Consider the following 22039-nt stretch of genomic DNA (forward strand, 5'->3'; position numbering starts at 1 on the left):
TATACCGAAAATGAAAACTATAGATATAAATAAAATAAAATTCATTGGCCTACTACTTTTTTCATCAATAGTAGTTACAAGTTGTGAAAGTTTCCTTGAAGAAGATCCTTTAAATCAAGTTGACATAAACAGTTTTTATCAAAATGAATCTGACGCTCTAGCAGGCTTAACCGGTGCTTATGCACAATTAAAAAGCGGCAATGGTTATTACAGACAACAGTTTTTATCAAACTTATACGCCTCCTCAGATCAAGGTCAAAGTAGTTTTAATCACCGTGATTTTAGATTTGGAACCATAACCAATAGCGAACCATTAATAGAAAGAACCTGGATAGATGTATATACAGCAATTAAAGATGCTAACAATGTTATTGCCAGAGTACCTGAAGTTCCGGAAATAGATGAAGAATTGCGTTTGAGAATTTTAGGTGAAGCTCGATTTTTAAGAGCACTTCACTATTTTAATTTGGTAAGATGCTATGGTGAAGTTCCCTTAAGAACCACACCTGTAAAACCCGGCGAAAAAGGCTTACCACTGTCACCGGTAGAAGATATCTACAATGTTATTATTGAGGATTTAGAGTATGCGGGACAAAACTGCTGGGGCTATAACGAAACACGAAATGGAGGTACGAATAATATAGGTAGAGTAACCAAAGCTGCAGCCCATGCCATGCTAGCTAAGGTATACGTACAGATGGCTTCTTCGTTAAGGACAGCTCAGGATGGACAAGCGGGTAACGAGATTTACCTTACCCTTACGGAATCGCCTAATTTTTATTATCAAAAAGCGATTGAACAAGCGGATATAGCGCTCCAACAACCCTTTTACAGATTAGTAACTGATTTAAGTGAATATGAAACTATTTTTGATGCTAAAAATGGTAATAATTTTGAGATGCTTTTCGACATACAAGGCGCTTCCATTGCAGGTGAAGGAACCGCAGTTTCAAACTTATTCAGCCCACAAAACTCTGGTTTAGCCGGTGGTGGTTTTGGAGGTGTAAATAGATTACAACCACAGTACATCAATCAAAGTATTAATAAGAATGACCCTCGATATTTAAATTCAATAATCGATTTTTATCAGGATGAAACAAATACTTATGAATTAGGCCCTGGTTTAACAGGTTATATTAGAACGGTTACCGCAACAGGTGCGCCTGCCGGCAATTTATCCAGAGTCTTTACAAAAAAATATATCGATACAGATGCTACTACCGAGTATACCAGTCAACAAAATTGGCACGTCATCCGATTGGCCGATGTGTATTTACTCCGCGCCGAAGCTTTAGCCGAATTAAACCAAGATCCTACGCAGGCAAATGCCGATATAAATATGCTAAGAGCACGTGTGGGAATGACGAATCTATTTGATGGAACAGGGTTAACTATGGATCAATTTAGAGAAGAATTATTAAGTGAAAGAGGTGTAGAATTGTATATGGAAGGACATCGTTGGTTTGACTTAACCAGAATGGGTGTTTACGATGAATACTGTAGAAGAACTTATGGAAATAATGTAGGAGCAAGAGATGCTGAAGATTATACTTGGCCTATTCCATTAATAGAAAGTTCTGCAAACGATAATATAGACTAAAAAATGAATTATAAACTTGCTCTTTTAGTATGCTTACTGTATATGCCATTTTCATTTTCACAAGAAAATACTAATGGTAAGCCCAACGTTGTTTTTATTATCTCTGATCAGCATAAATTAGATGCTTCAGGGGCGTATGGTAGTAAAATTGCTATTACGCCTAATATCGATGCCTTGGCTAAAACCGGTGTGACCTTCACCAATTGTTATACGCCGGCTCCTGTATGTGCGCCCGCTCGGGCAGCTCTGGTAACAGGAATGTATCCTTATGCCAATGGTGCCGTATATCATAAAGCTCCAATTACAATGCCTAATGGCAAAGTGAAAAATATTGGAAGTGGCTATTTACGCGAAACTGGCTATCATGAAGGGATAAAAACTCTAGGTGACATATTCAAAGGACAAGGTTATAGTACCGCAGCTCCAGGAAAAATGCATGTGCATGGGGAACTTCAAAAAAATGTGGATGAAGACCACAAAGATGGTAACAACTTGGGATTTGATGAAGCCAGCGTGCGTTACTACACCTATTTTCCGGGCGGGCATTATGAGGACGAGGTAGGTGAGGACGCCTATATGCGCTACCGTCAATTTAAAAAGTACAGTGATGTTTACAGGCGAGGTGCCGGTCATTTAAATGAGGAGTATGTGCCAACGCTTGTAAAAAATGATGAGGATAACTTTGATATGGTAGTGGCCAAAAAATCGGTAGAATTTATCAACAAGAGAGGAGAGGATAACAAACCATTTTTTCTTCATGTAGGATTTGAAAAACCACATCCGCCATTAACGACAACGCAAAAGTATTTGGATATGTATGATCCAAATGATTTTACCTTGCCGGATACCTATGACGATTGGTATAACAAAGGGAAATATCCTTGGGTTCCGGATTGGGTGCATTCAGGTATTCCCAGAGACCTTGAAAAAGCACAACGCGTTATGGCTGCCTATCATGCCTGCACTACTGAAATGGATGACATGGTGGGTCGGGTGATCCAAAGTTTGAAGGATCAAGGACTATATGAAAATACGATCATTATTTATACAACTGATCATGGAGAACATATGTTTGAACACGGCTTAAGAGGAAAGCATTGTATGTATGAAGATGCTGTTAATGTGCCGTTTATTATTTCTTATCCGAAGCTTTTTAAACAAAATGTAGTAAATAATTCATTAGTGAGTTTTATTGATATTATGCCAACCTTAGCCGAACTTATTGGTGAAAAAACGCCCGAGACAGCACAAGGGGTTTCTTTAGTTGATGTTTTAAAAAATGGTAGTGAAATAGGTGGCGACCGAAAGGTGTATACCGAATTTAGAGGCACGAATTACCAGCTTGTACCAGATATCAAAAATCTCCCGTCTAGAATGATGCGTCATGGCGACTATAAGTTCATCTATACGCATGGTATTATTGATCAATTGTACAATGTTAAAGAAGATCCAAATGAGTTTAATAATTTAATTTTTGATGAAAAGCATAAGGCCATTTATCAGGATATGTATTTTGAAACTCTGGCAGAATGGCGTTTTCAGCAATATTCTCCTATAAAAATCACTTTGGAAAATAATGATATTACGTGGCCAATATCCGATGATTTTAAGAGCTACGACTTATATTTTTCCAAAACGAAAAACATAGCTGATGCTGAGATAATCGCCGAAAATATAACGGATTATACCTTTAAGGGAAATAATAAGGGGTTTTACTGGCTTTTGGCACATCCAAAATTGGTGAAAACCTCAAAATTTTATGGAGAACAGGTACCTGTAGCGGTGGATACGTATAGTTATACATTACCGGTATCAGATCCTGTTCAAATTATAAATTAAGTTTTTATAAACTATTTTAAAATTGGAATCAAATTATACGGGTTAAGAGATTAATAGCACTTTTATTCTTGAGTATTACTATGCTTGTTAAGCATAGTGATGCTCAAGTAAAACCCAATATCATTTTTATTTTAGCTGACGATTTAGGTTATGGAGATTTGAGTTGCTACGGCGCTAAAGACATTCAGACGCCTTTTATTGATAAGCTCGCCAATTCCGGATTTAAATTTACTAGAGCCTATGCGAACAGTACTGTATGTTCTCCGAGCAGGGCCGCAATCCTTTCCGGGAATTATCCTGATATGGTTGGTGTTCCGGGTGTTATCCGCGATATACCTCACAATACTTGGGGGAATCTCAAAGACGATTTTGTAAGCTTGCCGGAAGCCTTAAAAAAACAGAATTACAGTACAGCATTGATAGGGAAATGGCATTTAGGCTACACATCACCGGATGTCCCAAATGCACGAGGTTTTGACTTTTTTAAAGGGTTTTTAGGGGATATGATGGATGATTATTATACGCATCTGCGTTCCGGCGTCAATTGGATGCGTGAAAATAATCAGGAAATTAATCCGGAGGGACATGCTACAGATTTGTTCACAGATTGGACCCTTGATTATTTAGAGCAACAAAAAGAAGTCCAGAATCCATTTTTTTTATTTTTAACTTATAATGCACCTCACAGCCCCATTCAACCCCCGAGTTCCTGGCTGAAGAAAATTCAAAAAAGACAACCCAACACGCCCCTTAAAAGGCAAAAATTAATGGCTTTAATAGAGCATCTTGATCATAATGTAGGTCGGATATTGAACTATCTAAAAGCATCTCAATTAGATGAAAACACCATGATTATATTCACTTCAGATAATGGCGGAGCCCTTCAATATGGGGCTAGTAACCAACCATTTTCTGGAGGAAAGGGAGATATGCTCGAAGGCGGTATCCGAGTGCCTTGCTTGGTGAAACTTCCAAACCAAACAACTGCTCAAGAAAGTGATTCACCTTTTGTTTTAATGGATTTTTATCCAACTTTAATTTCATTTGCACGGGGTGAGATAGACCAAAACTTACCTTCAATTAGAATAAAGGATCTCACGACGTTTGAAGGAGCCAAGTTAAGAAATAACACTATTTGGATGCGCCGCGAAGGGCATAGGTTTGGGGGAGGAATTTATTATGCGATCTCTGATGGTCGTTATAAACTGCTTCGGAATGACCCATTTTCGGATTATAAGCTTTTTGATATGCTCGAGGACCCTTATGAAAACTACCCAATTAATAATCCTGAAATAGAAAATAAATTAATGAAAGCACTCACCGAGCATATTCAAAGCTCCGGTAAGATTCCTTGGCAATAATTTAGGTTTTCCTTCAGGACAAATGAAATTATTTGAAAATAAAAAACTTTAAAAATCATCTCCTAAGCATGTCTAGAACATACATTTTTTCACTTATTACAGTACTAATAGTTATTTCTTGTTACGCTCAAAATGAGAAAATAATATACAAACGTGTTGACACCACAGAATTGGTTATGGAGGTCTTTAAACCTAAGGATACTTCGAAAAAAAATCCAGCTATGGTTTTCTTTTTTGGTGGTGGTTGGAATAAGGGGAGCATCAAACAATTTGAGCCACATGCTAAGTATTTTTCTCAAAGGGGATTAGTTTGTTTTCTCGTTGATTATCGGGTTAAGAACAGACATCAATCAACACCTATTGAATCGTTGAAAGATGCTAAATCAGCGATTCGTTTTATAAGAGAGCACGCTGAGGAATATCATATTGATACTTCAAAAATAATAGCGTCCGGCGGTTCTGCCGGAGGACAATTGGCGGCAGCGGCGGCATTAGCAGAGGAATTTAATGAGGATACAGATAATCTCTCTGTGAGTTGTAAGCCAAATGCTTTGGTGCTATTCAATCCTGTGTTAGATAATGGCCCAGGAGGGGTGGGTTATGAACGGGTTGGAGATCAATTCAAGGAATTTTCACCGCTTCATAATATTAAAAAAGGAGCTCCACCAACCATAATTTTTCAGGGAACGGATGATTATCTTATTCCTGTAGAAACCATCAAATATTATCAATTGGTGATGCAAAAAGTTTCTAGCAGATGTGATTTACATTTATTTGAAGGAAAGAAACATGGATTCTTTAACTACAATAAATTTGAAAATTATAAAAAGACGGTATCTGAAACCGATCTGTTTTTACAATCACTAGGTTATTTAGATCAGGAACCTGTTATCATGATTAAATAAAGAGTAAGTCAAAACTTCGATGCTCAGTTTACTTACAAGTTGTAAATCTCTCAAGACGATCCTAAAAGTTATTAAATATTATAAGAGGGAGGTCTGAAAGCGCTTAAATAGTTCTGTTGAATAGGATTTAAACTCTTTTGAATTGTAGAAAGACCATGTTTTTGTACATCGTTTGTAATTTAGATGAAACTAAAACCTAATAATTCAAATTAATTATGAAAAAAAGAATTTTAATATCGCTTTTAACTGTTTTTTTAAGTGCTGCTATTTATGCTCAGCCAAGTCCTGAGAAAAAAGCCCAGAAATTAACAGATAAAATCACGGAAGCATTATCCCTGAATGAAACGGATAGTAAAGCTGTTTATAACATTCAGCTAGAGCGTTTTAAGGAAGCTCAGGCTATTAACAAAAAATATGGCAATGAGTCTGAAGAGAAAAATGAAAAGCTGAAAATGCTTGGAAATCAAACCTATAATAAGATGAAAGACTATTTAGGCAAAGAACGTATGAAGCAATGGGCGGAGTATCGAAAAAATAATAGAAAATAAAAAGGACAACTAATTTTTAATATCAACTCTCATGAAACAAAAAACTACATTTCTTATTTATTTAATCTTCGCGCTGCTCACTGTTTCAGTCTCTGCACAAACAGTAAATATCGAGGGAGATCCTTATGGAGGAAATCCGTATGCATCAATTACAGCTGCGATTGACGCATCTAATGATGGTGATGTGATTTTGATTGACGGAATTCATACTGAGCCAATTACTATTTTTAATAAAAGTATTACTCTTAGGGGTTCTGATCCAACAACGGATATTATTCAGGCTGCAAATTCAGCAGCATCTGACGGGTCAGGTCAAAGAGTTATTTCTATATTGGCCTCTTCTGTTGATCCTGATCCTCTTCCTGTTTTAAATGTTACAATAGAAAATTTAGGTGTCAGATATGGTAACGAACCAAGTGTCGCAAATGAAAATCACAATGGTGGTGGTATCGATGCGGATAAAATAACAGGTTTATTGACTTTAAAAAACCTTATTATTGAGGATAACTATACTGCAGAACTGGGTGGTGGGTTAAGTATCGCCGGAAGTAATGCCGATATTATTGAGTGTACAATTCGAAATAATTCCTGTGCAAAGAGTGGTGGTGGTATAATTTTAGCCCCGAATAATGGGGCTGGAATAAATTCCACTATAAATTTTAAACAATCTTTAATCGATAGTAATACTGGTGTAAGTGGTGGTGGAATTTATATTAATGGAAATCCTGATTTCGGGGATGATTATACCATTGATGTAAATATCGAGAATAGCACTATATCTAATAACTCTGCCACCAGTGGCCAATTCGGTGCCGGTGGTGGCGCAATTTGGACCAAAGGTGCTACCTGGACAACCAATGCCGGTGGTGATGGATCTTCCGGGAATGTAACTCTGAAATTAATACATAACACAATTTTTAATAATATCCATACTGGTACTTTGGTAAGAAGTGGTGTCAGATTTACAGGTACTGCAACCAGTTTTAGTGCTTTTAACTCCATTATTGTTGCTTTTGATGATACAACCAGAGGAGCTTTGGATTTTGCAAATTCTAACACCACAAATGTTATTAATTGTATTTTAGGTACTGTGAACGCCGCCCCAGCAATAGTTGGTGATGCAGGAAATAATAACCAAATAGGCTCATCTGCTACAGATGCAGGTTTAACCGGAACCCTTACCAGTGACGGTGGAAGTACACAAGTCATTCCTCTAGCCATGAGTAGTATGGCAGTTGACTATTGTACAGTAGCTACTGGAGAAACTATTCCAACCATCGATCAGAGAGGGTATGGAAGAACTGATGGCACCAATGATGCCGGTGCTTATGAATATGGGGCAACAACCCTAAGTATTGCTGATAACGAATTTGATAACGGCTTAAAATTATTTCCGAATCCTGCTAGAGAATTTGTAACTATTTCTAGTTTGAAGAAAATTAAGCAAGTCAAGGTATATTCAATCCTAGGAGTTCTTGAAAACACATTTTATGATCAAAATGAGTTGAATATTTCAGGGCTCTCTAAAGGAGTACATTTACTGAGTATTGAAGCTGATGACAGTAGTAGAAGTACACGAAGACTCATAGTTTATTAAGTTTGGTTTGTTGTGACCGTATAGAAAAGAAAAAACTATACGTACCAATTTTTAAAAAAGCTTTCAGAAAACTGAAAGCTTTTTTATTTCAAGATATTAATGGGAAATTTCTAAACCTTAATTTTCAATAGTAAGGATATAGAGTTAAGGTGCTTAATGGAGGTGTTTACGAATGGTAAAGTCCTACTAATTTCGTATATTAAGAGAAACACTTTTAAAACGAACCTATGTTAAATTTTCTATTTCAACTGCCACCCGGAACACGAAACCCGGGAGATAATACACCTATTGATTTTTCCAACCCTATAGAGGTTTTGGTTTATATTATTCTGCCCATTCTCATTGTGGTTTTCTATATGCTTTGGCGAAAAAAGAAAAAGAAGGAAAAGGAATAATAGCTTGGGGATGACCCGCTATTATGACTTTAAAATGGTTTCTATAGCTTCCAATTCTTCTGAAGAAAAGTTCAGATTTTTCTGAATACCAACAGCATCCTCAACATGCGATACTTTACTGGCCCCTATAATAACCGAGGTTACACGTTTGTCACGTAACACCCAGGCCAATGCCATTTGTGCCATTTTCTGACCCCGATTTTCTGCGATAGTATTAAGAGCCTTAACCTTACGAATGTTTTCCTCGTTAACTTGTGAGGTCTGCAAAAATCCGGTTGGTTTCGAAGCTCTGGAGTCTTCCGGTATGCCTTTTAAGTATTTATCCGTAAGCAAGCCCTGAAACAGCGGACTAAAAACTACAGAACCAACGCCGTATTCTTCCAAAGTGTCCAATAAGCCATCTTCTATCCAGCGGTTAAACATGTTGTAGGAGGGTTGGTGCACTAAACATGGCGTGCCAAGATCATTTAGGATCTCAAAGGCGCGTTTGGCTTCGGCAGGACCATAATTGGAAATGCCCACATACAAAGCTCTCCCGGAGCGTACGATATAATCTAAGGCTTGCATCGTTTCTTCTAAGGGAGTATTCGGATCTGGACGGTGATGGTAAAAAACATCAACATAATCTAAGCCCATCCTTTTTAAACTCTGATCGCAACTTGCTATCAGGTATTTTCTTGAGCCATGATCCCCATACGGTCCGTTCCACATGCCGTAACCAGCTTTGGATGTAATAATAAGTTCATCGCGATAGGGCTTTAGGTCAGTGTTCAAGATCTTACCGAAAGTTTCTTCGGCGGAACCCGGCGGTGGGCCGTAGTTATTCGCCAGATCAAAATGTGTGATTCCCAGATCGAAAGCTCGTAAGACTATGGCCTTACCATTTTCAAAAACATCAACACCGCCAAAGTTGTGCCATAGGCCAAGGGATACCAAGGGTAATTGAATACCACTTTTACCACAACGATTATAAGTCATTTGATTATAGCGATCGGCTTTAGGAATATAGTTCATAAAAGTTTAATTTATTACAGAGATTAAAGCACGATTTAGTCCAAAGCATTTTTTGTGACAAACCAACGCCAACCAATAATAGCCATTTGAATTTTAGAGGCTTTTGAAAGGTCGAGGTCACGTTTTGAGTAACTTGGTAATATCACTTTATTAAGTTTCGCCAGGAACTTGAAAAGGTGCTTTTTCATTTAAAATAGTTTCTGTAGGTAAAAATACTAAATCTTAATGGAGACTTTATTTTTAAAAGTTATTTTTTACAGAAACGAGGTTATTAGAAGAATAATAATTTGGGTTAAAATGATCATGATTTAATGTTTAAAGGTTAATTAAATATTGGTTTTTCCAATCGATATTTTGAAGATATATCAGGGCATATATAATTTCCAAAGGAATACATAAATATTAATGAAGTTGCTTGATGAGTTGTAATTAAAAAAATGATTTATGTTTAAAATAATAACATATTTTCTTCAATAAAGTTTTTATTTAAAATAAAAGACCACATTAAAATTAAAATGTGTAATAATTATAGGGTGATTTTTAGGCTATTTTTAAAATCGTAGATAATTTTTTGAGAAAAACGTGCCCATTTGATTCATCTCATCTTTTTGGATAAAAAAAAGACACCCATAACGGTGTCTTATCACAAGGTTTATTTTGTATGTCATTAAGGTCATTTAGTTGTAATCTCTATAACCCCGTCTTTGCCTTTTTCGCCATATTTTTTAATCGCTGATTCCCCTTTTAAAACATTTATTTTTTCAATATCGTTTGGTAATATATCATTTAGGGTCTCCCTTTCTATCACTTTACCATCTAAAACGTACATCGGTTCCGGGTCTTTAGTATTAACAACGGTCCAGCTTTTTGTTGTGTCGTTCTTCATTCGTCTAACAACAACATCTTCGGGAGCATCGTTCTCAGAAATTATAATTATCTCACGAACATTGTCATCCGAGTTCTTTTTATTTCCATATCCCGTTACCGTTACCGCCTTATCGTTGGCCTTTGTGGTCTTCACTTTTCTCAAAACAATTTTTTGATCTTCATCCTCATTTTCATGAACATCCTGAGCTTTAGTATTCGAGATGACGTAGGTGGTCTTTTTTTCTTTTTCCTTGATCGTATAAGCCATGGCAGTTGAATTTCCTATGGATATATTTTTTCCATCTTTACCGAAGGCGACTTTAATAAGGTCGATAGGTGTATCCGAATTATAATTATAATTGGCATTTGCGTGATCTGATTTTGCGTCAATTTTGATGGCTATGATCTCGCCACTCGAATTCCTTTTAACACCCTTAAAGGTCAATTTTACACCTTTATCCTGAGCCTTTTTCGCCATGTCGTCCAATTCAGAATCTGAAGTGTTTTTCTGTATTACGTAGGTCGATGGATTCTGATTTTTAATAGGTTTTGTAGCGGGAAACTCGGATGCCACAGGTTGTGGTTTTTCGTTTTTGACAGATTGTTCCTGAGGCTCGGACAGAGGTTTAACCGGAATTGTTTTCGTCATTTTAGGCTGAGCCTTTTCAACATAAATGGTTTTGGTATTAAAACTCATTAGGAAAAAAGTAAGTACAGGAATGACAAGTGCAAACTTCAATTGATTGATTTTTTTTGATTTTGATTGTTGTAACATGATGATTCGTTTTTTGATTAATGAATTATAAAAAGGACTACTTAAAGCAAACTGATAACTTGGAAAACTTGTTTTAAGTAGTGTATATTGATAACTTTTTTTGCAAGGTGATTTTTGAAAGGCTTTTTTATCGGCTATAAACTCTAAATTCTGTTTGAGCGCCTTGTTGTAAAACCAAATAAAAGGATTGAACCAAAGAATGATACTGCTTAACTGACCCAGTAGAATATCAAAAGAATGATTTTCTCTTACATGAACTTTTTCGTGCGTCATGATTTGCTCGAGTTCAGAGCTGTCAAACTGCTCAGGATTATAAACAATCCAATTAAAAAATGAGAACGGGGCTATTTTTTTTGTGGTTTTCACCATCGTAAACGATCCCTGATGCTCTTTTTTATGGTTCCATATAAGGCGGCTTAAAGTACTTACTTGAAATATAAATCTACTCAGGAAAAACAAAACGCCAATACCATACGCACCTAGAACATAGTTGAAATAAGAAAAAGATTCCTGACCTGAATTTTCGACTTGAGAAGTGTAATTCAAATCGACTCCCTGTATTTGAAGTGGTGCTGTTTCAACGTAATTAGGAATAACCAAAAACGGAAACAGAAAAGATGAAAGCAGTCCGATTAATAAGAACCAACGTGTTTTTTCAAAAAAGGTCTCTCGTTGCAAAAATACTTTGTAGCACAAATAAAAAATGCCAGTAACTACACTTGCTTTAAGTAAATATTCCATTATTTATTATTTTTTTCAATAAGATTTATAATCTCCTTGAGTTCATCAACACTAATATTTTCCTCTTCAGCAAAAAAGGACACAACATTTTTGTACGAATTATTAAAGTAGTTATGGATCGCCGTTTTCATAAACCTTTTTTTGTAATCCTCCTTACTCACAATAGGGTAGTACTGATGGGTTTTCCCAAAAGCTTGGTGCGCCACATAGCCCTTATCTTCCAAATTCCTAATAATGGTCGATAGTGTATTATAATGTGGCTTATCGTCCTTTATTTCTGCCAAAACATCCTTTACAAAAGCCTTCTCAAGTGTCCATATAATGTGCATTATTTCTTCCTCTTTGTTCGTTAATTTTTCCATATGTGATACCTTTTAGTCCTTATTTGGGCGTTAAACTCACGCTATAGGCGAGAGTGTCGGGCTATCCGTTTCAATCTTTTTGTAAATCACAAAAAGGATTTTCACTACTATTCCTAACGCGAAATCAAATGTATAACTATTTTTATAGTTATACAACTATATATATAGTTATTTAACTAAATTTTTAGTTTTTTTAGTGAAACATTATAAAACTAGTCTTTAAAATTTTTTAGGATTCCCTATTTAACATTTATATTCGCATAAAAGTTTTTATGGATATCTTTTGGGTAGTTTTAGGATTTGTTCTTCTCGTTATTGGAGGAGAATATTTAGTGCGATCCTCAGTAGCTTTATCCTTTAAGTTCAATATTTCCCGCATGGTTATCGGTATGACTGTAGTATCTTTTGCTACTTCAGCACCGGAACTCTTAGTTAGTTTACAGGCCGCAATTTCAGGGTCACCCGATATTGCTATCAATAATGTTGTAGGTTCCAATATTGCAAATATTGGATTGGTATTAGGTCTTACAGCTCTTGTTGGATCCATATCTGTTGATAAATCATTTTATAAAATTAATTGGCCAGGAATGATGTTATTTTCCATAGCCGCCTATTACTTTTTAAAAAATGACGGTCTTTTATCACAGGTAGAAGGCATTATTTTATTTTTAGGGCTCATAGCCTTTCTTTTTGTTCTTATTAAACACTCAAACAAAATTAAGGTAGCTGAGGAGGTCGATGATACCTTAGCCGTGGTTTCTAATTTCCGAATTGGTATTTGGTTGCTTATTGGTGCCGTTACGCTATATTTTGGAAGTGATGTGCTTGTTGATGGCGCGAAAGGTATTGCCTCGTCATTAGGGGTTAGCGAAGCTGCTATTGGGGTGTCTTTAATCGCTGTAGGAACAAGTGTTCCCGAATTGGCAGCCTCAATTATTGCAGCAGCCAAACAAGAAAAAGCTATTTCTCTGGGGAATTTAATTGGATCTAATATCTTTAATATTGGTTCTGTTCTTGGTTTAACGGCCATTATAAAACCTATTCCAGTTTCATCTCCTGAAATTTTATCGAGTGATATTTTTTGGATGCTCGGTTTCTCTGCTATACTCATTCCTCTTATTCTTATTCCTAAACGTCTTGAAATTGGTCGAATCAAGGGCTTTATATTATTTTTAGCCTACGGTATTTTTATGTACTTCCTGTTCACCTCCGAAGGTGTAAAACTTTAATTAAAGCATAAAAAAAGTGCTTACAGAGTAAGCACTTTTTAGAACAAAACGTCTTGCTGAAATTATTAAACCTTCGCGGATTTAACGGTTTTAATAATTCTTGCAGCAATTTTATAAGGATCACCGTTTGATGCTGGCCTTCTATCTTCTAACCATCCTTTGTAACCTTTTTCTACAGTAGCAATAGGAATACGAATAGAAGCACCTCTATCTGATACACCCCATGAGAAGTCAGTGATAGCAGCAGTTTCATGTAAACCCGTTAAACGTTGGTCGTTAAACTCACCGTAAACAGCAATGTGCTCATCTACTACAGGTCTGAAAGCCTCACATACTTTAGCGTAAACTTCTTTGTCTCCACATTCTCTTAATAATGAGTTAGAGAAGTTAGCATGCATACCAGAACCATTCCAGTCCATATCTTTTCCAAGTGGTTTTGGGTGATATTCTATATAGTAACCGTATTTTTCAGTTAATCTTTGTAATAAGTAACGTGCTACCCAGATTTCATCTCCGGCTTTTTTAGCACCTTTTGCAAACAACTGGAATTCCCACTGTCCACAAGCAACCTCTTGGTTAATACCTTCAAAGTTCAATCCGGCTTCGATACACAAATCAGCGTGCTCTTCAACCAAATTTCTACCATGAGTATTTTTACCACCTACGGAGCAGTAATACATTCCTTGAGGAGCAGGATAACCACCAATAGGGAATCCTAAAGGTAATTGCGTTTCGGTATCCATTATGAAATACTCTTGTTCAAAACCAAACCAGAAATCATCATCTTCGTCATCAATAGTAGCACGACCGTTAGAAACGTGAGGCGTACCATCAGGATTCATAACTTCAGTCATAACTAAATAACCATTTATACGCTCCGGATCAGGATAAATAGCAACAGGGACTAAAATACAGTCAGAGGATCCGCCTTCAGCCTGTTTTGTTGATGAACCATCAAAAGACCAGTTTCCGATTTCTTCTAACGTTCCTTTAAAATTTTCGTGATCTTCAACCTTAGTCTTACTCCTTAAATTCTGAGTTGGATAGTAACCATCTAACCAAAGGTATTCTAATTTAATTTTTGCCATAATGTCTATTTTATAAATAAGATATTTTTGATAAGTCACAAATATAAAAGATTCTATACACACTATAAATTATAAGGGGTTATTTCATAAAAGGTTTACCAATTTTTATTTAAACCCCATTTTTTTAGGGGATCTATTAAAAAAAGACTATTTATTCATTTATTTTTTGAAAAATTAATAAAAATATTTTTTTCATATTTTTAATTTTTCAGCGTTCAACTACCTATTTTTGTAGTACCTATATTTTATAAATTAAAATTCACCACAATGGCTACACTAAGATTCCACGCTGTAAAAAAATCCATGTCCTATATTCCTATTTCTGTATCCCCAAAAGGACGTCGTTCTGATATTTTTGGAGCTCATGTTTTTAATGAAAATATGATGCGGCAACACCTCACCAAGGATGCTTTTAAGAATGTCACCAATGCGATTAAAAACGGTAGAAAAATAGATCGATCTGTGGCTGATCAGGTAGCTTCGTCCATGAAAGATTGGGCATTAACCAAGGGCGTAACACATTATACCCATTGGTTTCAACCACTAACCGGTGCAACGGCTGAAAAACATGATGCATTTTTTGAAACTTTAGGCGACGGCATGTCCATCGAAAAGTTTGATGGGAATCAATTGGTACAGCAAGAACCCGATGCTTCCAGCTTTCCAAGCGGCGGCATTCGAAATACCTTCGAGGCCCGTGGTTATACCGCCTGGGACCCCAGTTCACCGGCATTTATATATGGGACAACCTTATGTATACCTACTATTTTTGTGGCTTACACCGGTGAGGCATTAGATTATAAAACCCCTTTACTTCGCGCCTTAAATGCTGTAGACAAGGCAGCAACGGATGTATGTAAATATTTCGACAAGAATATTAAAAAAGTAACGTCCTCTTTAGGATGGGAACAGGAGTATTTTTTAATTGATAAATCCTTAGCAGCTAGTCGTCCCGATATTATTCTTACCGGGCGAACCATGTTGGGTCATGCACCGGCAAAAGGTCAGCAGTTGGATGATCATTATTTTGGATCGATTCCAAACCGCGCCCTTAATTTTATGCGCGATTTGGAAGATGAATGTATGTTACTCGGGATTCCTGTTAAAACGCGTCATAACGAAGTGGCTCCTAATCAGTTTGAATTAGCACCAATTTTTGAGGAAGCTAATCTTGCGGTAGATCATAATTCCTTATTAATGGATATCATGGGTCGTGTAGCTTCAAAACATCACTTTAAGGTTTTACTGCACGAAAAACCATTTGCCGGGATCAACGGTTCGGGAAAACACAACAACTGGTCACTATCCACCGATAGCGGTGTCAACCTGCTTAAGCCTGGAAAAACACCCATGAGCAATCTACAGTTTTTAACCTTTTTTATAAATACCATCAAAGCTGTTCATGAACATGAAGAACTTTTAAGGGCTGCTATTGCCTCGGCGAGTAACGACCATCGTTTGGGTGCCAACGAAGCCCCGCCGGCCATCCTTTCGGTGTTTATCGGTTCTCAACTTACCAAGGTATTGGAGGAACTTGAAGGGGTTACAAAGGGTAAATTATCACCGGAAGAGAAAACCGAATTAAAACTTAACGTCATCGGTAAGATTCCAGATGTTTTGCTGGATAATACCGATCGTAATCGTACCTCGCCGTTTGCATTTACAGGAAACAAATTCGAATTTCGCGCTGTAGGTTCTATGGCTAACTGTGGCAACCCCATGACAGTTTTAAATACTATCGTTGCAAAACAACTTAAAGATTTTAAAATTGAGGTGGATAAACTCATCGATAAGAAAGACCTTAAAAAGGACGAGGCTATTTTTAATGTACTCCGCGAGTATATTAAAGCCTCAAAAAATATTCTTTTTGAAGGAAACGGTTACAGTGAGGCCTGGGAAAAAGAGGCAAAGAAGCGCGGTTTAAGTAACAATAAAACCACTCCGGAAGCTCTGAAAGCTAAGATTTCGGAAAAGACCATAGCCCTATTTGAAGAGATGGAGGTTATGAGTGCCATTGAAACAAAAGCACGATACGAGATCGAGATCGAGGCCTACAGTATGCACATTCAAATTGAAGGTCGGGTGCTTGGCGATATTGCTCGAAATCACATCGTTCCTACGGCAGTAAAATACCAGAATGTTCTTATCGAAAATGTAAAAGGACTCAAAACGATTTTCGAGGGCAATTTCAAAAATATAGCCAGTGAGCAAATTGGTCTTATCGAATCCATTTCCAAACATATCGAGGGCATCAATACCAACGTTACTAAAATGATTGCAGCACGAAAGAAAGCCAATTCCATTGAAAATCCCGAAGAAAAAGCATTGGCTTACTGCCACAAGGTTAAACCACTTTTCGACGATATCCGCTATCACTGTGATAAACTTGAGCTTTTGGTAGACGACGAGATTTGGCCTCTAACCAAGTATCGTGAACTACTTTTTACACGATAAATTTGGGCGTTACGGCCACACAAAAGGGTGTGGCCGTCGGGCTTTCGCTAGTCGCGCTTTGCAAGGCGCTCCAACAGGCCGCTCAATCCCTAACGCAGGTGAGGGAATACGATTTGTATTTATCCTTTCTAAGGCTGCCAATTTTTAAAATAATCCATTACTTTTGCATCACAATCCAAACATATGAGTCAAGAAGTTTCAAAACGCTATGCCCAACGGGGCGTTTCTGCATCAAAAGAGGATGTTCACAATGCCATAAAAAATATCGACAAAGGCTTATTTCCAAAAGCCTTTTGCAAGATCGTTCCCGATTATTTAATCCAGGATGATGCCTATTGTTTGGTGATGCATGCTGATGGTGCCGGAACAAAATCGTCCCTAGCCTATATGTATTGGAAAGAAACAGGCGATATTTCAGTTTGGAAAGGCATTGCTCAGGATGCTTTGATTATGAATATTGACGATTTACTCTGTGTTGGTGCTACAGATAACATCATCTTATCCTCAACAATTGGAAGAAATAAAAATTTAATTCCAGGCGAAGTCATATCAGCAATTATTAACGGAACTGAAGAACTTATTAATGAATTAAGAACTTTTGGCGTTACTATCCATTCTACCGGTGGAGAAACAGCTGATGTTGGCGACTTGGTACGCACCATAATTGTCGATTCTACCGTAACCGCCCGCATGAAACGTTCTGATGTTATTGATAATGCGAACATTCAACCCGGCGATGTGATTGTTGGTCTGGAAAGTTTTGGGCAGGCTTCCTATGAAAAAGAATATAATGGTGGTATGGGAAGTAATGGTCTAACGTCCGCACGTCACGATGTATTTCATAAGTATTTAGCTAAAAAATATCCCGAAAGCTTTGACGCCTCAGTACCTGAGGATCTCGTTTACTCAGGGAATATAAAACTTACGGATGCTGTCGATGATACCCCTCTGGATGCCGGGAAATTGGTGTTATCGCCAACCCGTACTTATGCGCCGATCATTAAAAAAATACTTTCAAAATTTGATAGTACTTCTATTCATGGCATGGTTCATTGCTCCGGTGGTGCTCAAACCAAGATTTTACATTTTATTGATGAAGGCCATGTGATCAAGGATAATTTATTTCCGGTACCGCCGCTGTTTAAACTCATTCAGGAACAGAGTAAAACAGACTGGAAAGAGATGTATCAAGTGTTCAATTGCGGTCACCGTATGGAGTTATATGTAAATCCGGTAATAGCGGAAGATATTATTTCAATCTCAAAAAGCTTTAATGTTGATGCTCAGATTATTGGTAGGGTAGAGGCGTCAAAATCAAAAAAGCTTACAATAAAATCCCCTTTTGGAGAGTTTAGATACTAAATTTTATCTGTTCAAAAAGTAGATTGGAACAATTGTTGATAAAATAGAGATTTTATTAAGCGTAACAACAAACCAATGAAGTACATTTTATTTAGTATTCTTTTTATAATTACACTAAATCTTCAAGCACAACCTGACTCTTTATTTTTAAAACTTCCACCCAAAAAGTACGATGGTCCGGTGTGGACCCGTAAAAACAACGTTTCTCTCAATTTAAATCAAGTCTCTTTTGTGAATTGGAATTCCGGTGGATCTAATTCGATTGCAGGTTTATTAGGTGCCAGAACAGAAGCCAATTATAAAGACCGGTATTTTACCTGGAGAAATAACGCCGATTTTCGTTATGGGGTCAATAAACAGGCAGAACGAGAACTTCGGAAAACAGATGATTTGATCGAATTAAACTCTAATTTAGGGTTTCAGCCGGATAGTATTTCAAATTGGTTCTACACTATGAAATTTAACTTTCGGACGCAAATTTCAGATGGTTTCAAATATCCCAATACGGACAACCCGATTTCAAGGTTCATGGCACCGGGCTATTTATTTTTCGGTGGTGGTATGGAATATGGCAAAAATATAGAACGTCTTTCTTTCTACTTATCTCCCCTCACACTTAAAGCAACATTTGTGTTAGATGAAGCTTTAGCCAATGCCGGATCTTTTGGTGTTGAACCGGCTGTGTATGATACCGAGGGTAACCTTATCAGAGCGGGAAATCAGGTACGGCGCGAGTTTGGTATACTAATAACAAATAGTTATGAAATGGAGGTGATTGAAAATGTCGATCTTATTCATCGTGTTAGCTTGTACACAGATTACCTAAATAGATTCGGGAATGTGGATGTCGATTGGAGTGTCGATTTTAATTTTAAAGTTAATAGTTTTATTAACGCCACTCTGGGCTCCCATTTGCGATACGATGACGATGTAAAAACACAAATCGCTACCGACGTGGAAGGTGAATTTTTAGAGGCCGGTCCGAAAGTACAATGGAAACAATACTTAGGGTTGGGTTTTGCAGTCGACTTTTAAACTTCGAAAAAAATAATACTTCAATAATTTGTTAACTTTTATCTGTTAATAAATAATTAAATACCTTACTTACAGTAACTTATGTTTTTTAAAGAGAAAGGATATGACAAATGTCATAGTTCAATCTCACAGGATATGTAATTTTAATTCCATTATGCAATATTCTAACGAGTTTAAAAAAACAGGTTACAAATGGATTTAAATCTAACCCAATTACCAACAAAAACATATGACCAAAATGAGGCTTTTGAAGCCTCATTGTTGTATTTCGACAAGGATGATCTGGCTGCCAGAGTGTGGCTTAATAAGTATGCCTTAAAAGATTCTAACGGAAACCTTTATGAGAAAACACCGGATGACATGCATAGGCGTATCGCACATGAAATTGCACGAATTGAATTGAAATACCCGAATCCGCTTTCTGAAGAAAAGGTTTTCGATTTGATAAAAAAGTTTAAATATATCGTGCCGCAGGGTAGCCCCATGGCCGGTATCGGAAACCCGTTTCAAATAGCATCACTTTCCAATTGTTTCGTAATAGGTCATGTGGGGCGATCAGATTCCTATGGTGGCATCATGAAAATTGATGAAGAACAGGTGCAGCTTATGAAACGACGTGGCGGTGTTGGACACGATTTGTCACATATTCGTCCAAAAGGCTCTCCCGTAAAGAATTCCGCATTAAGTTCTACCGGTCTGGTGCCTTTTATGGAACGCTATTCCAACTCAACCAGGGAAGTGGCTCAGGATGGTCGCCGTGGTGCTTTAATGCTTTCTGTTTCAATAAATCATCCGGATTCTGAAGATTTTATTGATGCGAAATTAGAGCAAGGTAAAGTTACGGGCGCTAATGTTTCTGTGCGTATCGATGATGCCTTCATGAAAGCTGTAAAAGATGAAACCTCATATACTCAAAAGTTTCCTGTTTATAGTAATAATCCAAAGGTTTCAAAATCTGTGGATGCTTTAGCTTTATGGAAAAAGATCGTGCATAATGCATGGAAATCTGCCGAGCCCGGTATTTTATTTTGGGATACTATCATCAGAGAATCTGTTCCAGATTGTTATGCTGATTTAGGTTATGAAACGGTATCTACAAATCCTTGTGGTGAAATTCCACTTTGCCCATATGATTCTTGTCGATTGTTGGCGATCAATTTGTTTTCATACGTGGATCAACCGTTCACTAAAAAGGCGGCATTCAATTTCAATCTGTTTAAAGAACATGTTGGTTATGCCCAACGCATCATGGATGACATCATTGATCTTGAACTTGAAAAGATCGACACTATTTTAAATAAGATCGATGCCGATCCTGAATCAGATGAGCTCAAAGCAACAGAGCGAAATTTATGGTTCAATATCAAGCGAAAAGCGCAGGAGGGACGTCGCACCGGAGTAGGTATTACAGCCGAAGGAGATATGTTGGCTGCACTTGGCATCCGGTATGGTAGTAAGGAAGGAAATGCCTTTTCTTTGAAGGTTCATAAAACAATTGCTTTGGAGGCTTATAGAGCATCGGTTCATCTGGCAAAAGATCGGGGAGCTTTTCCTATTTTTGATGCTGAACGCGAAAAAAATAATCCGTTCATCCAGCGTTTAAAAGAGGCGGATAACCAATTGTACTATGAGATGTTGGAATATGGTCGACGAAATATCGCGCTTTTAACGATTGCACCTACGGGAACCACAAGCTTAATGACACAAACTACTTCAGGAATTGAGCCTGTATTTATGCCCGTTTATAAACGTCGGCGTAAAGTAAATCCCAATGATAAGAATGTTCGGGTCGATTTTGTTGATGAGGTAGGCGATTCTTGGGAAGAATATATTGTATTTCACCATCGATTTAAACAGTGGATGACAACTAATGGTTTTGATACTTCAGAAAATTTATCTCAGGATGCCATCGATGCTTTAATTAAAAAATCGCCCTATTATAAAGCGACCTCAAACGATGTGGACTGGTTAAGCAAGGTGCGTATGCAGGGAGCGATTCAAAAATGGGTGGATCATTCCATAAGTGTTACGATCAATTTACCTCATGATGTTACTGAAGATTTGGTAGGCGATCTGTATATGAAGGCCTGGGAAGTAGGTTGTAAAGGCGTCACGGTATATCGCGATGGTTCACGCGCGGGAGTTTTACTGTCAACACAGGAAAAGGAGGATAAAGGATCTAAAAACACCCTTACGGCGTTTCCTATTAAACGACCTCCAGTTTTGGAGGCCGACGTAGTGCGCTTTCAAAATAATAAAGAAAAATGGATCGCTTTCATTGGCCTTATTGATCATAAACCTTACGAGATATTTACGGGACTGGCAGATGATGAAGATGGTATTTTATTGCCCCGATGGGTCAATGATGGTTTGATCATTAAGAATCGGGATGAGAATGGGATATCACGTTACGATTTTCAATTCATGAATAAGCGTGGTTACAAAACGACCATTGAGGGCTTGTCTCATATGTTCAATCCGGAGTATTGGAATTATGCTAAATTAATTTCCGGAACTTTGCGTCACGGTATGCCTATAGATAAAATAGTAGACCTTATCAACAGTTTACAGTTGGATAGTGCGTCTATAAATACCTGGAAAAATGGTGTTGTTCGTGCCTTAAAGCATTATGTTGAAAATGGCACTAAAGCAAAAGGTCAACGGTGTAGCAATTGTAACTCGGAAAATTTAGTGTATCAGGAAGGTTGTTTGACCTGCCAGGATTGTGGTTCTTCAAAATGTGGTTAAAATTTGGTTTGTAATTTCGGTTTGGTCTCGTAATTAAATATTTCTTGAGGGTTTTAGAATTTTGAAAATGCTATATTTTAGGGGCAGCATTAGCATGGCAAATTCATTATTTATCGTAT

General features: G+C 37.2%; 17 protein-coding genes. 12 read left to right on the forward strand and 5 right to left on the reverse strand.

The genetic code is table 11. The features are described from left to right. The first annotated feature begins 10 nt into the window (after window positions 1-10). The 7 genes from V8G61_RS04990 (at window position 11) to V8G61_RS05020 (ending at window position 8245) form a co-directional block, all read left to right on the forward strand. Complete coding sequence (locus V8G61_RS04990) at window positions 11-1600, forward strand: RagB/SusD family nutrient uptake outer membrane protein (protein WP_394874359.1); 1590 nt, start codon at window positions 11-13, stop codon at window positions 1598-1600. Between the two features lie 3 nt (window positions 1601-1603). Further along, window positions 1604-3439, forward strand: coding sequence for a sulfatase (locus V8G61_RS04995; RefSeq protein WP_394874360.1), 1836 nt, complete (start codon window positions 1604-1606; stop codon window positions 3437-3439). A gap of 68 nt (window positions 3440-3507) precedes the next feature. Then, window positions 3508-4800: a sulfatase-like hydrolase/transferase gene (locus V8G61_RS05000; protein WP_394874361.1), complete on the forward strand. Its 1293-nt coding sequence runs from the start codon at window positions 3508-3510 to the stop codon at window positions 4798-4800. 68 nt (window positions 4801-4868) lie between these two features. Then, complete coding sequence (locus V8G61_RS05005; protein ID WP_394874362.1) at window positions 4869-5705, forward strand: alpha/beta hydrolase; 837 nt, start codon at window positions 4869-4871, stop codon at window positions 5703-5705. 215 nt (window positions 5706-5920) lie between these two features. Further along, window positions 5921-6253 carry a hypothetical protein gene (locus V8G61_RS05010; protein ID WP_394874364.1) on the forward strand — a complete coding sequence of 111 codons (333 nt, stop codon included), beginning with the start codon at window positions 5921-5923 and terminating at the stop codon, window positions 6251-6253. Between the two features lie 31 nt (window positions 6254-6284). Further along, window positions 6285-7850, forward strand: a complete 1566-nt coding sequence (locus V8G61_RS05015; RefSeq protein WP_394874365.1) for a T9SS type A sorting domain-containing protein — start codon at window positions 6285-6287, stop codon at window positions 7848-7850. Between the two features lie 227 nt (window positions 7851-8077). Beyond that, window positions 8078-8245, forward strand: a complete 168-nt coding sequence (locus V8G61_RS05020; protein WP_394874366.1) for an adenylosuccinate synthetase — start codon at window positions 8078-8080, stop codon at window positions 8243-8245. A gap of 21 nt (window positions 8246-8266) precedes the next feature. On the opposite strand, the gene mgrA is transcribed toward V8G61_RS05020, so the two are convergent. From mgrA to V8G61_RS05040, 4 genes are all read right to left on the reverse strand, one after another. Then, a complete protein-coding gene (gene mgrA / locus V8G61_RS05025) occupies window positions 8267-9259 on the reverse strand; it encodes an L-glyceraldehyde 3-phosphate reductase (protein ID WP_394874367.1) in 993 nt (330 codons plus the stop codon). A gap of 35 nt (window positions 9260-9294) precedes the next feature. After that, the gene (locus V8G61_RS05030; protein ID WP_394874368.1) at window positions 9295-9447 is read right to left on the reverse strand and encodes an SsrA-binding protein; all 153 of its coding nucleotides are present in this window, start codon (window positions 9445-9447) and stop codon (window positions 9295-9297) included. 485 nt (window positions 9448-9932) lie between these two features. Further along, complete coding sequence (locus V8G61_RS05035) at window positions 9933-11642, reverse strand: M56 family metallopeptidase (protein ID WP_394874369.1); 1710 nt, start codon at window positions 11640-11642, stop codon at window positions 9933-9935. After that, window positions 11642-12004, reverse strand: coding sequence for a BlaI/MecI/CopY family transcriptional regulator (locus V8G61_RS05040; RefSeq protein ID WP_394874370.1), 363 nt, complete (start codon window positions 12002-12004; stop codon window positions 11642-11644). The genes V8G61_RS05035 and V8G61_RS05040 overlap by 1 nt, the downstream gene beginning before the upstream one ends. 272 nt (window positions 12005-12276) lie before the next feature. On the opposite strand from V8G61_RS05040, the gene V8G61_RS05045 reads away from it, so the two are divergent. Then, window positions 12277-13233: a calcium/sodium antiporter gene (locus tag V8G61_RS05045; RefSeq protein ID WP_394874371.1), complete on the forward strand. Its 957-nt coding sequence runs from the start codon at window positions 12277-12279 to the stop codon at window positions 13231-13233. 65 nt (window positions 13234-13298) lie between these two features. Here V8G61_RS05045 and V8G61_RS05050 read toward each other — a convergent pair whose 3' ends face one another. Further along, window positions 13299-14321, reverse strand: coding sequence for a glutamine synthetase beta-grasp domain-containing protein (locus V8G61_RS05050; protein ID WP_394874372.1), 1023 nt, complete (start codon window positions 14319-14321; stop codon window positions 13299-13301). Between the two features lie 267 nt (window positions 14322-14588). Between V8G61_RS05050 and V8G61_RS05055 the strand changes: the two genes are divergently transcribed. From V8G61_RS05055 to V8G61_RS05070, 4 genes are all read left to right on the forward strand, one after another. Then, the gene (locus V8G61_RS05055; protein WP_394874373.1) at window positions 14589-16775 is read left to right on the forward strand and encodes a glutamine synthetase III; all 2187 of its coding nucleotides are present in this window, start codon (window positions 14589-14591) and stop codon (window positions 16773-16775) included. Window positions 16776-16958: 183 nt separating this feature from the next. Beyond that, window positions 16959-18137 carry an AIR synthase related protein gene (locus V8G61_RS05060; protein WP_394874374.1) on the forward strand — a complete coding sequence of 393 codons (1179 nt, stop codon included), beginning with the start codon at window positions 16959-16961 and terminating at the stop codon, window positions 18135-18137. Window positions 18138-18212: 75 nt separating this feature from the next. Continuing rightward, a complete protein-coding gene (locus tag V8G61_RS05065; RefSeq protein WP_394874376.1) occupies window positions 18213-19172 on the forward strand; it encodes a DUF3078 domain-containing protein in 960 nt (319 codons plus the stop codon). A gap of 192 nt (window positions 19173-19364) precedes the next feature. After that, window positions 19365-21920 carry an adenosylcobalamin-dependent ribonucleoside-diphosphate reductase gene (locus V8G61_RS05070; RefSeq protein WP_394874377.1) on the forward strand — a complete coding sequence of 852 codons (2556 nt, stop codon included), beginning with the start codon at window positions 19365-19367 and terminating at the stop codon, window positions 21918-21920. The last annotated feature ends 119 nt before the right edge of the window (window positions 21921-22039 follow it).

The sequence above is a fragment of the Gaetbulibacter sp. M240 genome (assembly GCF_043876815.1).
GTDB lineage: Bacteria > Bacteroidota > Bacteroidia > Flavobacteriales > Flavobacteriaceae > Gaetbulibacter_A.